General features: G+C 42.1%; 9 protein-coding genes. 8 read left to right on the forward strand and 1 reads right to left on the reverse strand.

Going from position 1 to position 13,903, the window contains the following annotated elements:
- The first annotated feature begins 9 nt into the window (after window positions 1-9).
- From ABDW32_RS03035 to ABDW32_RS03070, 8 genes are all read left to right on the forward strand, one after another.
- Window positions 10-1,269 (forward strand): pitrilysin family protein, encoded by a 1,260-nt coding sequence (locus ABDW32_RS03035; RefSeq protein WP_343559171.1) that lies wholly within the window; start codon window positions 10-12, stop codon window positions 1,267-1,269.
- A complete protein-coding gene (locus ABDW32_RS03040; RefSeq protein WP_343559172.1) occupies window positions 1,259-2,581 on the forward strand; it encodes a pitrilysin family protein in 1,323 nt (440 codons plus the stop codon). The genes ABDW32_RS03035 and ABDW32_RS03040 overlap by 11 nt, the downstream gene beginning before the upstream one ends.
- A 71-nt stretch (window positions 2,582-2,652) precedes the next feature.
- On the forward strand, window positions 2,653-3,606 hold the full coding sequence (locus tag ABDW32_RS03045; protein WP_343559173.1) for an exonuclease domain-containing protein: 954 nt from the start codon (window positions 2,653-2,655) through the stop codon (window positions 3,604-3,606).
- Window positions 3,607-3,633: 27 nt separating this feature from the next.
- The gene (gene trxB / locus ABDW32_RS03050; protein WP_343559175.1) at window positions 3,634-4,590 is read left to right on the forward strand and encodes a thioredoxin-disulfide reductase; all 957 of its coding nucleotides are present in this window, start codon (window positions 3,634-3,636) and stop codon (window positions 4,588-4,590) included.
- Window positions 4,591-5,095: 505 nt separating this feature from the next.
- The gene (locus tag ABDW32_RS03055; protein WP_343559177.1) at window positions 5,096-8,149 is read left to right on the forward strand and encodes a TonB-dependent receptor; all 3,054 of its coding nucleotides are present in this window, start codon (window positions 5,096-5,098) and stop codon (window positions 8,147-8,149) included.
- A gap of 15 nt (window positions 8,150-8,164) precedes the next feature.
- Window positions 8,165-9,634: a RagB/SusD family nutrient uptake outer membrane protein gene (locus ABDW32_RS03060; RefSeq protein ID WP_343559179.1), complete on the forward strand. Its 1,470-nt coding sequence runs from the start codon at window positions 8,165-8,167 to the stop codon at window positions 9,632-9,634.
- Between the two features lie 61 nt (window positions 9,635-9,695).
- Window positions 9,696-11,288, forward strand: coding sequence for a sulfatase-like hydrolase/transferase (locus tag ABDW32_RS03065; protein WP_343559180.1), 1,593 nt, complete (start codon window positions 9,696-9,698; stop codon window positions 11,286-11,288).
- Between the two features lie 150 nt (window positions 11,289-11,438).
- Window positions 11,439-13,061, forward strand: a complete 1,623-nt coding sequence (locus ABDW32_RS03070; protein ID WP_343559181.1) for an arylsulfatase — start codon at window positions 11,439-11,441, stop codon at window positions 13,059-13,061.
- A gap of 180 nt (window positions 13,062-13,241) precedes the next feature.
- Here ABDW32_RS03070 and rnhA read toward each other — a convergent pair whose 3' ends face one another.
- Window positions 13,242-13,736, reverse strand: a complete 495-nt coding sequence (gene rnhA, locus ABDW32_RS03075) for a ribonuclease HI (RefSeq protein ID WP_077433059.1) — start codon at window positions 13,734-13,736, stop codon at window positions 13,242-13,244.
- Between the last annotated feature and the right edge of the window lie 167 nt (window positions 13,737-13,903).

A 13,903-nucleotide genomic window follows, 5' to 3' on the forward strand; every position in this document is an offset into this window, starting at 1 on the left:
AAAAAAAGCATGGTTTCATACCAAAAATTTACATTAGAAAATGGACTTCGTGTATTAGTGCACGAGGATCACAACACGGCAATGGCCTGTGTGAATATATTATATGACGTTGGCGCTCGTGACGAATCTCCTGAACAGACTGGTTTTGCCCATTTGTTTGAGCATCTCATGTTTGGTGGCAGCGTAAATATCCCTAATTTTGATACTGAACTGCAAAAAGTTGGTGGTGAGAACAATGCTTTCACAAGCAATGACATTACCAATTACTATATTACATTACCTTCTTCCAATCTGGAGACCGCACTTTGGTTAGAATCCGACCGCATGTTAAGTCTGGCATTCTCTCCCCAGAGCCTGGAAGTACAGCGGAATGTAGTAAGCGAAGAGTTTAAACAGCGTTATCTTAATCAGCCCTATGGCGATGCTTGGCTCAAGCTGCGCCCACTGGCTTATAAGGTACACCCATATCGTTGGGCTACCATTGGGAAAGAGCTGAAACACATCGAAGATGCAACGATGGCAGATGTCAAAGCCTTCTTTAAATTGCATTACAACCCACAGAGTGCAATTATGGTCATTTCTGGGGATGTACATTATGATGAAGTGAAATCCTTGGTAGAGAAATGGTTTGGCGATATTGAGCCTGGCCAAAAATATATCCGGCAGTTACCGCGGGAGCCCAAACAGCAGGAGTTGAGAAGAGAAACTGCTTATGCAACAGTACCTTTGGATGCCCTGTATATGGCTTTTCATGGGCCAGCAAGGTTAGAAGAGGGATATTTCGCAATGGATTTGCTATCGGATATCCTTTCCAGAGGCTCTTCGTCAAGGCTTTATCGTAGATTGGTAAAAGAGGAGCAACTCTTTAGTGAATTAAACGCCTATGTGATGGGTAGTATCGATAATAATTTATTTGTTATTGAAGGCAAACCCTCCGAAGGAGTATCATTAGAGGAAGCCGAACGTGCTGTATGGGCTGAGCTTGATCTATTGAAAAAAGAGTTGGTGTCTGACTCCGAGCTGGAAAAGGTGAAAAATAAAATCGAGTCAACAAATGTGTTTGCCGAATTATCTATCTTGGATAAGGCGATGAATTTGGCTTTTCATGAATTGCTTGGTGACGCCAACGGCATTAATACAGAAGTGTCAAAATATCTAGCTGTCACTGCCGAAGAAGTACAACAGCAAGCAAAAGCTATTTTTAATCCCGAAAACGCATCAATATTAATGTATAAAGCACAAGAGGAGGAGGTACGACATGTTGGATAGAACAAAAGCACCCGAATTCCGTGAAATCGGTCATATAAGCTTGAAAGAACCTGTCAAAAAGCAGTTTGCCAACGGACTACCTGTGTATATATTTCATTCTCCTGAACAGGAACTTGTCCGTATTGAGTGGATTTTTGAGAATAAGTATCTCGATGGGCAAATCGAAAACCCGCTGCTTAACAGTGCATTAAGTGCCTTGCTTAAAGAGGGGACAATGAGTATGTCAAGCGCTGAAATTGCAGACAAAGTAGATTTTTATGGCGCATTTCTTGTCCCTGAATATTCTTTCGATGTAACTTCCCTGTCTTTGTATACCTTAAATCGACACAGTAAGGTTTTACTACCACTTGTAAAAGATATTTTAACGGAAGCATCGATTCCGCAAGAAGAACTTGATACCTATCTGCGTAATAACAAACAAAAGTTTCAGGTATCGATTCAAAAAAATGATTACCTAGCGAGACGCAAGTTCTATAATCTGATCTTCGGTGAAAGTAACCGTTATGGGCGTACACCAAAATTCGAAGATTATGATGCCATTAGCCGTGAGCAATTGATAGAACTGTATCGAAAAGAAATTGTTCCTGATAATTGTACCTTGATTGTTTCGGGCAATGTCTCCGAAGATCTCATCAGTGAACTGGAACAGATCTTTGGATTTGAGTGGCTTAAACTTGGGACCGCCTCCTCTGCGGATGGCCCATTATTAACGCAAAAGTCGGACGATTTGGCATATGAAGAGAAAGAAAATGCGCTGCAATCAGCCATTCGTTTAGGCAGTCAGACTATATCGAGAACCCATCCGGATTACCCCGCTTTACAGTTTGTAAATACGCTGCTCGGGGGCTTTTTTGGCTCCAGACTGATGCGTAATATCCGAGAGGAAAAAGGATATACCTACAGTATTGGGTCGGCCGTAGCAACATTAAAGCATACTGGATTTTTGACCATTGCGACAGAAGTAGGCGTAGAGGTGACGAATGCGACTTTAGCCGAGATAGAAAAGGAAATCGATCTGCTAAAGACCACATTGGCGTCGGTAGAGGAAGTTGATTTGGTAAAAACCTATATGGAAGGATCAATGCTGGGATCGTTAGAGAGTATATTTTCTCATGCGGATAAATTCAAGAGTGTTCTTTTGAACGATATGAACTTAACGTATTATTCTTATTACATGGAGGAAATTAAAAATATGACACCCGAAAAAGTTCGTGATATTGCCAATAAATACCTTGATTTTAAGCAAATGGTAAAGGTTATTGTGGGTAAGTTCAATCCAATGGAGCCGATTCATCAAGCGGTTGTAAATTAAATTTCTCAGACTACAAAAATCAAATTCAACTTTGTATTTTTGGTTTTTGTTAAAAAAGCATACGATCCAGCATGGAATTAAAATTAAACAGACCATTGGTATTTTTCGATTTAGAGACGACAGGTGTTAATGTTGCAACCGATCGAATTGTCGAAGTATCATTTTTGAAAGTGATGCCCAATGGTGAAGAAATTGTATATACGAAGAAAATTAACCCGGAAAGACCTATTCCTGCAGAATCCACGTTTTTTCATGGCATTCGTGATGAGGATATTAAAGACGCACCTACATTTAAAACCATTGCTGTAGAATTGGCTACCTTCATCGGTGATGCGGATTTGGCAGGATACAATTCGAATAAGTTTGATGTGCCGATGCTTATGGAAGAATTTTTACGTGCTGGCGTAGACTTTTCGTTGGAAGGCCGTGCCTTTGTTGATGTACAAAACATCTTCCATCAAATGGAACAGCGTACATTAAAAGCCGCCTATAAGTTCTATTGCGATGAGAACCTGGAGAATGCGCATACCGCTGAAGCAGATGTACGTGCGACTTACGAAGTGTTAAAAGCGCAACTCACCAAGTATGAGGGAGCAGCATTTGAGGATCGTCATGGGGTCGTTTCGTATCCTGTAGTCAATGATGTCGCTGCTTTACACGAATTTACCAACTTAAGTAAGCCTGTAGATTTTGCAGGGCGCATTGTATATAACGAAGATGGATTAGAAACCATCAATTTTGGTAAGCACAAAGGAAAACCTATTGTGGAAGTATTTGAGCAGGAACCAAGTTATTACGCCTGGATGCAGAACGGCGATTTCCCTTTATACACCAAAAAGGTATTGGAAAATATCTGGATAAAATATAAGAAAGAAAAAAGTGAGCAAAAAGCGAAAGCAGCATCTAATCATTCGGTAGAGGATAAGAAGACTGCTAAAAAGGAATTCAATCAACAGAAAGAAGAGACAGCTCAAAGTATCTCGCTGGATATGCTGAAAGAATTGCAGGATAAATTTAAAAAATAACTTTATTAATAGCTTAGAAAAAGGATTATGGAATTCAAACAAGAAGTGGAGCATGTACAATGTTTGATTATTGGTTCAGGTCCAGCGGGGTATACTGCAGCGATTTATGCAGCCCGTGCGGATATGAAACCGGTGGTTTATACAGGTATTGTACCGGGGGGGCAATTGACACAAACAACAGAAGTAGACAATTTTCCGGGATATCCAAAAGGGATTACCGGTCCTGTTATGATGGAAGATCTGCGGGAACAAGCTGAACGCTTTGGGACATCTGTGCGCTTTGGTTATGTGACCAAAGTAGATTTTACTGGCGATGTACATCGTGTAGAAATTGATGGCACAGTACAAGTTACTGCAGATACAGTGATTATTGCTACAGGAGCAACAGCAAAATGGCTGGGCTTGGAATCTGAACAAAAATATAACGGTTTTGGGGTATCAGCTTGTGCTGTATGCGACGGTTTCTTCTTTAAAAATCAGGAAGTGGCCATCGTAGGTGCTGGAGATACTGCCGCTGAGGAAGCCACTTACCTTGCGAAATTATGTTCCAAAGTACATATGTTAGTGCGCCGTGATGAGTTCCGCGCATCCAAAGCCATGGTACACCGCGTTATGAACACACCTAATATCGAAGTACATTACAACTCCGAAGCAAAAGAGGTTTTAGGTGATGGCCAGGTAGTCACTGGAATTCGCGTCATCAACAACAAAGACCAATCCGAGAAAGACCTGGAAGTGACAGGTTTCTTCGTTGCAATTGGCCATAAACCGAATACGGAGTTATTTACGGGGATATTGGATATGGATGAAACTGGCTACCTGATTACTAAGCCAGATAGTACTGCAACCAATATACCTGGAGTCTTTGCCTGTGGAGATGTACAGGATAATATATTCCGTCAAGCAATTACTGCCGCCGGTACCGGCTGTATGGCTGCGCTTGAAGCAGAAAGATACCTTGCTGCCAAAGAAAGCGGAGAATAACACAATCTGCAAAATAGGGAATTCCAACAACGGATTACTCCCAATAGAATATATGGATTAAAGTAGCTGTCTAAAAAAAAGCCCGATTTAATATCGGGCTTTTTTTTAGATAACTGCTATTTACCTGGATCTATCTTGTAAAAATAAATAAGTCCTGGGGAGAATATAAAAATAGTTTTCAAAAAGACTACTTAATTAGTAGTCTTTTTGAAAACTATTTTTATATTTGTTCTGTCGTTAACAATTGGCGTTGGCAACGAACATAAAATCTAGACTACAAATTTTGAACAAGTATGAAAAACGACTATCTAATCGCTTTTAGAAGCAACGGAGAAACTACTCCAATTTTTAATTCCTTCCTTTTCATTTGTCGAATGCGAATGTGCTGTTAAGCACCCCTTTTTCCTTATTTATACTTCGTTAAGTAAGTAATTCGAATTTTAATAACAAGGGTACCAATGGCGTTGGCACTTGTTTGCGTATTCACTTTAAAATAGAACTGACAATGAAAAATTTCAGCGTACTTTCGTATGCTATATTAATCCTGCTTGTACTGTATACCTTTGTACCGGTCCTGGCACAGCAACCTCAACCGATCATCAATGCCTCCTTAATAGGAACAGTAATTGATGGCACGACCAAAGAACCCATTGAAGGGGTGACCATACAACTAGAGGCCGTAACACATAGTGTAAAAACAGACCGTCATGGTAAGTTTCAATTTGTCACGGGACAGAAACTTCCTTTTACCCTCATTCTAACCTTTGTTGGTTATCAGAAGAAAAGGCTCGTCGTAAATACCTCTCCGGCTGTTATTGAGCTTTCTCCAAGCTCGGAGGATCTGGAGGAAGTCGTGGTGGTCGGATACGGAACCCAAAAACGACGTGATTTGACGGGGGCAGTGGCTTCCTTACCGGAAAACCTCCTTAAACAACCAGTGTCTTCGCTCGATCAGACCTTAAAAGGTGGAATCGCCGGTGTTCAGGTTACACAAACCTCGGGACAGCCAGGAGGAGGGGTAAGTATTCGTATTCGGGGCGGTGCTTCCATACAAGGTGGCAATGAGCCGCTGTATGTCATCGATGGCTTTCCAGTATATAATCAGACAGAAAGTACAGGCGTCGGAAGCGGTACTCCCGTGAATCCTTTAGCAAGTATCAATCCTGCAGATATTGAAAGTATTGAAGTGCTTAAAGACGCTGCGGCGACTGCAATATATGGATCGCGCGGTGCGAATGGCGTTATTCTGGTCACCACGAAAAAAGGAAAAGCCGGCCATGTGCAGTTAAACTATGATGGTAGTATCGGGACACAAACTGTGCTCAAGAAGATTGATGTGCTGAAAGCGCGTGATTTTGCCATTCTCCGCAACGATGCGCTGTATGATGCCAACCCAAGTTTGGGACCAAATCAATATCGGAAACAGTCAGAACTGGATCAATTGGACGAAGGAACAGATTGGCAAAAAGCGGCCTTCCGGACCGGAAGAATACAAAACCACCAACTATCGTTGTCTGGAGGAGCTGAGAAGGTTCAGTATTTTCTGGGTGCTAATTATTTTGATCAGGAAGGTGTCATCCTAAATACAGATTTCAGACGCTTGGGATTTCGCTCAAATATCAACGCAAATCCCTTCGATCGCCTGCAGGTAGGGGCCAACTTATCCATTAATAAAACAAACGCACAGATCGCTCCAGCAGGTATTGTGAATGCATTGCTTATTATGCCGCCGACAGCAACGATATACGAACCTAATGGCAGTTACACACTGCGTAACCCCTTTGAGAATATTTTCGCTAATCCGATAGCAACATTGAAAGAAACGACAAATACATCAAATGGTTTACGGGTTTTGGGTACTTCCTTTGCGCAATATCGTATTTTACAAGGACTGCAGGCAAAAGTGCTTTTTGGGGTCGATCTGAATAATCGGGATGACAAATTCTATCTTCCGTCTTATATCTATGAGGGTGCGGGATCGAAGGGGGAGGCGAGCTTAGGAAATTTAAATGGTAACTCTTGGTTGAATGAAAATACCCTAACCTATACCGGGGTTATCGGACAGCATAATTTTAACGCGCTCCTTGGTTTTACACAACAGGAAAATAAAAACGAAGTATTTAGTGCCGGTGCGCAGAATTTTGTTACAGATGATTTACTTTTCAATAGTTTACAGAGTGGGTCTACCTTGACTCGACCTTCGTCGGACACTTATAATTGGGTCTTGCATTCCTATTTAGCACGGGTAAACTATAATTATTCAAATAAATACTATGTTTCAGCCAGCATACGCCGTGATGGTAGCTCCAGGTTTGGCGCTAACAATAAATGGGGCAATTTTCCCTCATTGGCATTCTCCTGGCGTATAATAAATGAACCTTTTTTTAAACAGGCTTTCCCTGCTATTGATGACTTTAAAATACGAACAAGTTTTGGTACAACCGGAAATCAGGAGATAGGACAATATCAGTCACTCTCCACACTGTATAGCCTAAATTATCTCTTTGGAAATAACGTGATCACAGGCTTTGCGTCGCAACGGGTTCCAAACAAGAATCTGGGCTGGGAAACCACATTCCAATATGATGCTGGTTTTGACCTTTCACTCTTGAAAAACCGATTACAGTTTACCGCCGACTATTATTATAAAAAGACGAAAGACCTATTGTTGAATGTAGAAATACCCTGGACCTCAGGTTATGCCACTTCCTTACAAAACTTTGGATCTGTTTCAAATCAAGGTTTGGAGTTTGGCCTGAAATCAAAAAATCTACAGGGAAACTTTAGTTGGAATACAGATCTAAATATCTCTTTTAACCGAAATAAAGTGTTAACTATTGGTGAAGGAGCTACATCTTACATTACTGGAAACTATATTATTAAGGTAGGAGAGCCTTTGGGTACTTTCTATGGAACCGTAACCGATGGTATTTTACAACTGGGTGAGGAGAGTAGTAAAGGAGTATTAACCGGGAACGCCAATCCGAAGGCTGGGGATCGCGTGTATAAGGATATTAATGGCGACGGCCAGTTTACCACTGCCAACGACCGGACCATCATCGGCAACGCACAACCTGATTTTATATTTGGTATCAGTAATACGCTTTCTTACAAAGGATTTGATTTGTCTTTCCTGATTCAGGGAACTGTTGGCAATGACTTACTGAACATCAACCGCCAAAACCTTGAGATGTTTACCGGTCAGCAGAACGCATCAATTGATGCACTTAAACGCTGGACAACAAGCAATCCAAGTCAGCTATACCCGAGGGCCAAGCTGGATCCTGCTCCGGTATTCTCGAATCAGTTTGTTGAAAGTGGATCATTTGCCCGGCTGAAATCCCTGCAGTTTGGCTACAACTTTCCAAAAGAATGGTTGAAAAATGCACATATTACAAATTTGAACCTATATCTGGCTGCACAAAATCTATTGACATGGACCAATTATAGGGGGTTTGATCCTGAGGTAACTTCAGGTAGCAATGTCCAGATTGGTACGGATGCTGGAATTTATCCTGCCGCTAAGTCTATATCTATAGGTTTATCATTAACCTTCTAACTTATACAGATCGCAATGAAAAAAAAATATTATCCCATCACCTTATTCATCGTTTTGTTAACCGGAATATCTTGTTCAAAATTGACTGAGAAGCCCGAGAGCGCATTGGTTTCGGAGCAGTTCTACCTGAATCAAGGACAGGCCGTTGCTGCAGTGACAGGTACTTATCGAAAACTGTATGAAACAGGACAATCTTTGTACAACAGTTTATTTCAGATTGCTGTGGAAATGGCGACAGATGATTATGAGGCCGGACCTCGCGCGCGGAATGCCCATGTACGCGCTATAAGCAACTTAACCCACGATGCCTCAAATGACCGAATGGAACAACTCTGGAAACAGAGTTATGATGCCATTAATGCATCAAATCTGAATATCGTTAATATTGAAGCGATGACGCAAAATCAGATTGATGTCACCATACAGCAACGGTTGATCAATGAAGCCAAATTCCTACGGGCATTACATTATTTCAATCTAGTACGCTGGTTTGGCCCTGTTCCACTCGTTTTACGTCCGATTGAAGGTTTATCGGCAGAAGAACTGTATGTGTCAAAAGCGTCAGAAAATGAGGTCTATGCACAGATTATAAACGATTTAAAAGCGGCTTCCAGCTTGCCGAATTATAAAAATTATAGTGATGCAGACAAAGGGCGGGCTACATCCGGTGCGGCTAAAAGCCTTCTGGCAAAGGTATACCTGACCCGGTCAGATTGGACTAATGCGAAGCTGCTGGCCAAGGATGTGATTGACAAAGAAGGATATGCGCTTTTTCCAGATTTTTCAGATGTCTTCAATACAGAGAAAAAAAATGGTATTGAACATATTTTTTCGGCGCAATTTAAAGGAAATAGTGGTTACCAAGGGAATTCATTGGCAAGTCGTTCTGCGCCGGCGGATATACCCGGGATCAATGGGGACTATGCCGATGCTTTACATAGCGAGGGCGGTCTCTATAAGAGCTTCGCAGTAGATGATAAACGCCTTTCTGTGACCTTTACAACAGGTATGATATCACCCAAAGATGGTAAATACTATGCGCTGACCAAACCACAATTCAATAAGTATTATGACCAGACCGTGGTCGGTAATCAATCTCAGTCTTCAAAAAATACCCCCATCATACGATATGCTGAAGTTTTGCTGATGCTGGCTGAAGCAGAGAATGAATTAAATGGTCCAACACAGGAGGCTCGGGATGCAATTAATGCGGTACGCGCACGGGCCGGCGTCGAAAAGCTGTCTGGGACTGAAAACAAAGATAGCTTTCGGGAATTGGTATTTGAGGAACGACGGAAAGAATTGGTGTACGAGTACCAGCGCTGGTTCGACTTGGTACGTCGAGGGGCGAATTATTATATCAGCAAATTAAAAGCTGCGGGAAAAACGAATGCCGCACCGCGACATCTTCATTTTCCAACGCCGCAACGAGAGCTGAATTTGAATCCGAAATTGGTTCAACATCCGGACTGGTTGGCCAAATAGTGAATTACAGCGCTGTGAGAAAATAATTTGATTTTATTCGCATCGCAAAATATGATAAATTATGAAAACAATATACATTCTTATCGCACTTTGTATAAGCGGGATATTCAATAAGAGTATAGCGCAGGACAAACGACCAAATATTGTGTTGATTCTAGTTGATGACTTAGGTTTTTCAGATATAGAACCTTATGGTGGAATAGATTTCCGTACACCAAATTTGACAGAGCTGGCAAAACAGGGGACCCGGTTCCAGGAATTTTATAATAATTCGATCTGTGCTCCCACTCGCGCAACATTGTTGACAGGTCAATACGCACATCGGGCTGGTATGGGATATTTCAATGTTAATCTGGGCTTACCCGCATACCAGGGATTTTTAAACCACGAATCGCAGACGCTGGCCGAAGTACTGAAAGGAGCGGGGTATTCCACCATTATTTCTGGAAAATGGCATGTTGGCGATGACTATGATCAATGGCCTGCGCAGCGAGGTTTTGAACGCTCGTTTAATTTTGTGGGCGGTGCATCCAATTTTTATGAAATTAATGGGCCTGAAAATCCTAGTGTACCCTTGTACCGAAATAACAAACCGTTCTATCTACCCAAGGGACGTTATCTAACCGACGAAATTACAGATCAGGCAATTGGTTTTCTGCGCGAGCAGGCGCAGGATAAAAAACCTTTTTTTCTGTATCTCGCCTTTAATGCACCTCATTGGCCTTTGCAAGCTCCAGAACACGAAACCCAGAAATATCAGGGAGTATATCAGCAGGGCTGGGACAGTTTGCGTATGAAACGCTATGAAAATGCGGTTCAAAAGGGCGTTTTCCCTAAAGGCCAGCCTATTGCCGCAAAGGACTCAACTGTGCAGCAATGGAACAAGCTTACCTATGATGAACAGCAATACTGGCAACGTCGACAGCAGGTGTTTGCCGCCATGGTCGATCGGGTGGACCAAAGTATTGGAAAAGTCAGGCAAACATTAAAAGAACTCAAGAAAGACAAAAATACGATCATCATCTTTTTGTCCGACAATGGAGCCCAGGGTGGAGAGCGCAACCGAATCTACACCTCCCGAAATACAGAGACTGTAGGTTTGCCAGGTTCTTATGATATGCAAAATAGCAACTGGTCCCAAACAGGGAATTCCCCTTTACGAAGCTATAAGGATAACCCCTATGAAGGGGGAATCGGGGCACCTTTCATTGTCTGGTTCCCAAAGGAAGTGAAAGCCAACGTCGTTAAAAAGGGGACGGGGCACCTGATTGATATAGCACCTACGCTATATGATTTTGCACAAGCAAAATACCCGTCAACACAAGGGGATTCAACCATCAATCCTTTACCAGGCCTTAGTCTGCGCGAATTGTTGCGCACTGATAAAAATCAGATTGACCGTCAAAGCCCACTGTTTTGGGAACGTGCAGGTAATAAAGCTGTGCGATATGGTAAATGGAAACTTGTGTCTTTATTCAAAGATGGGAATAAGCCACAGCTTTACAATATTGATGAAGACAGAGGGGAAAATAAGAATGTTGCAGAACAATATCCAGCAATTGTCCAAGACCTCGAAGCACGTTATAAAATATGGGCACAGCAGAATGGTGTCGTGGACTATAATCTGCTGAAAACAAACAACCAATTTCGTTAGGCCTAGAAAGTGGGCCGGCGAAAAACTTCATGACATATCTAAAACGTGTAAAAAAGTGCATTGATACCCATGAAACTTAACATGTATACCGCCAAAGACAGCGGACATACCTCAATCTAAACATTATTGATGAACAAATAATTTAAATAGATGAAAAAAGTAACACTATGTATCGCCCTTATTTTGGGATGGGCAGGTGCTCTTTTGGCACAAGAAAAAAAGCCTAATATTATTCTGATTCTCGCCGACGACCTGGGGTACTCCGATTTAGGTGCCTATGGTTCGGAAATCGAAACTCCTAACCTGGATCGTTTAGCTAACGAGGGAATACGTCTAAAACAATTTTATAACAACTCCATCTGTGCCCCGACACGCGCATCACTGATTACCGGTCAGTATCAGCATAAGGCCGGAGTAGGTTATTTTTCCAATGATTTGGGCTTACCAGCCTATCAAGGTTATATCAACGCCGAATCATTGACCATTGCTGAAGTTCTTCGCTCAAATGGATACATTACAGCGACCTCGGGCAAATGGCATGTGTCAGGAAAAGGGAAGAGCCTACCCTGGGACCGCGGTTTCGACTTGGTTTTTCCGAAAGAAGAGAAGAATTCAGATTCGGGCGCTCCAACCTTTAAAGGAGCGACAGATGCCGCAGGCTATCCCTTGGAGAGTTCCTTTTCTACAGAGATCATCAATCGAGAGGCCGAAGGTTTTCTGGATCAGATCAAAGGTCAGGACAAGCCCTTCTTTCTATATTTGGCGCATACTGCACCGCATTGGCCTTTAGTGGCTTTGCCGCAGGATATTGCGAAGTACAAAGGACGGTATGATAAAGGTTGGGAGAGTATTCGTCGGGCACGTTTTGAGCGCCAAAAAGAGCTGGGGATCGTCGATCAAACAACAACACTTTCTATTGCAGACGAAGATATTTACGATTGGCAACGTTTATCCTTTGACCAAAGGCAGTTGTGGGCCAGGAAAATGGAAGTGTTCGCTGCAATGGTCGATCGCTTGGATCAGACCATCGGTAAATTGCTGCAAAAGCTCAAAGAAAATGGACAATTAGACAATACGCTAATTGTGTTCCTGTCCGATAATGGTGCACCTGCGGAGGACTTGGTTCGCTGGTTCCATGGTGCCCGGTTAAACAGTGGACCAGTGGGCACCGTAGGTTCGTTTGAATCACAAAGCAAAAATTGGTCCTATGCATCAAATACACCATTCAAGGCATTTAAAGATAATACCTACGAAGGTGGAATCAATGCCCCATTTATCGCCTGGTTTCCCGGGAAGATTGCAAAAGGCGTGAAAAAGGGAACTGGCCATATCATTGATTTGGCGCCAACTTTTTATGAACTCGCCGGAGCTATTTATCCCAAGGAATTTCAAGGGCATCAGGCAAATAATCTCCCCGGGAAAAGCTTACTTCCAGTCCTTTTTAATCAAGAGGATACTGTAAAGCGCGAAGAAGGTCTTTTTTGGGAACGGGCCGGGAATCGTGCAGCACGGATAGGAAAGTGGAAACTGGTGTCCACATGGCCTTCCTACAAATGGGAACTATATGACCTGGAACAGGATCCGACAGAACGAAAAGATATTGCCGCCAAGCATCACGACGTTGTGTCCCGACTATCCACGGCTTATTTTCGCTGGGCCAAGGAAAACGGGGTAGTGGATTTTGCCGAATTAGAAAGTAAAGAGCCGGTCAGTATGAAGGAGTTTAGGGAAAGTAAGGTACAGGAAATTGCAGCACCAGCATTTCGTTTCTAGAAAATAAATTTTCAAATAAAACAGCATTTCTGTAATCCGATTGAATGCGATTTAAACGATACAGTTTATATTCCAATAAAAAGGCACCATGGTCCATTGGGTCTGGTGCCTTTCTATATCCGAATTATATTCGGCTAATATTAAGTCATTGCTCAACCTGACTGTTGAAACCGTACCGTTCTATTTATTTTCTTCGACTTCAAATACCGTGTCAATCTTCCAATTGGCTTTATCTTTGGACGCAGCCACTGCCAAACGGTCACAACGCTCGTTCAAGGGATGTCCGGCATGGCCTTTTACCCACACTAATTTGACCTTGTGCAGTTTATAAACATTCATTAAACGCATCCAAAGGTCTTTATTCTTTTTACCTGCAAAGCCTTTTTGGATCCATCCATATACCCAATTTTTGTCAATAGCATCGATCACATATTTGGAATCAGAATAAACCGTAACGTTCTGATTTAAGTTTTTTAACGCTTCGAGGCCTACTATGACGGCCATCAATTCCATACGGTTATTGGTCGTTTTTCTATATCCTCCAGAGAATTCTTTTTCAATTAATTTGCCTTTGAATGCCTCGTTGTCGCCTGTATAGATAGTCCTTAAGATGGTTCCATACCCCCCTGGGCCCGGATTTCCACTGGATGCCCCGTCTGTATATAATTCGATCATACCTTCCAAACTTAGATAAATTTGTGTTTAAATACAATTATAATTGTGCGGACTCCCTGCGACATCCTGACAATCTGTATAATGATTTATTCGGTTTAGCATAAGCGTTTTCGCTGTAATTTATCGCTTACACGATAAAATTATGACGATTTATATGTATTTTACTG

This window comes from Sphingobacterium sp., from assembly GCF_039596235.1.
Taxonomy (GTDB): Bacteria; Bacteroidota; Bacteroidia; order Sphingobacteriales; family Sphingobacteriaceae; genus Sphingobacterium.

What these genes read in the sequence shown, in the direction of transcription:
- ABDW32_RS03035 (WP_343559171.1), top strand. Translation starts at nt 10, where the DNA reads ATGGTTTCATACCAAAAATTTACATTAGAAAATGGACTTCGTGTATTA.
- ABDW32_RS03040 (WP_343559172.1), top strand. Translation starts at nt 1,259, where the DNA reads ATGTTGGATAGAACAAAAGCACCCGAATTCCGTGAAATCGGTCATATA.
- ABDW32_RS03045 (WP_343559173.1), top strand. Translation starts at nt 2,653, where the DNA reads ATGGAATTAAAATTAAACAGACCATTGGTATTTTTCGATTTAGAGACG.
- trxB (WP_343559175.1), top strand. Translation starts at nt 3,634, where the DNA reads ATGGAATTCAAACAAGAAGTGGAGCATGTACAATGTTTGATTATTGGT.
- ABDW32_RS03055 (WP_343559177.1), top strand. Translation starts at nt 5,096, where the DNA reads ATGAAAAATTTCAGCGTACTTTCGTATGCTATATTAATCCTGCTTGTA.
- ABDW32_RS03060 (WP_343559179.1), top strand. Translation starts at nt 8,165, where the DNA reads ATGAAAAAAAAATATTATCCCATCACCTTATTCATCGTTTTGTTAACC.
- ABDW32_RS03065 (WP_343559180.1), top strand. Translation starts at nt 9,696, where the DNA reads ATGAAAACAATATACATTCTTATCGCACTTTGTATAAGCGGGATATTC.
- ABDW32_RS03070 (WP_343559181.1), top strand. Translation starts at nt 11,439, where the DNA reads ATGAAAAAAGTAACACTATGTATCGCCCTTATTTTGGGATGGGCAGGT.
- rnhA (WP_077433059.1), bottom strand. Translation starts at nt 13,736, where the DNA reads ATGATCGAATTATATACAGACGGGGCATCCAGTGGAAATCCGGGCCCA.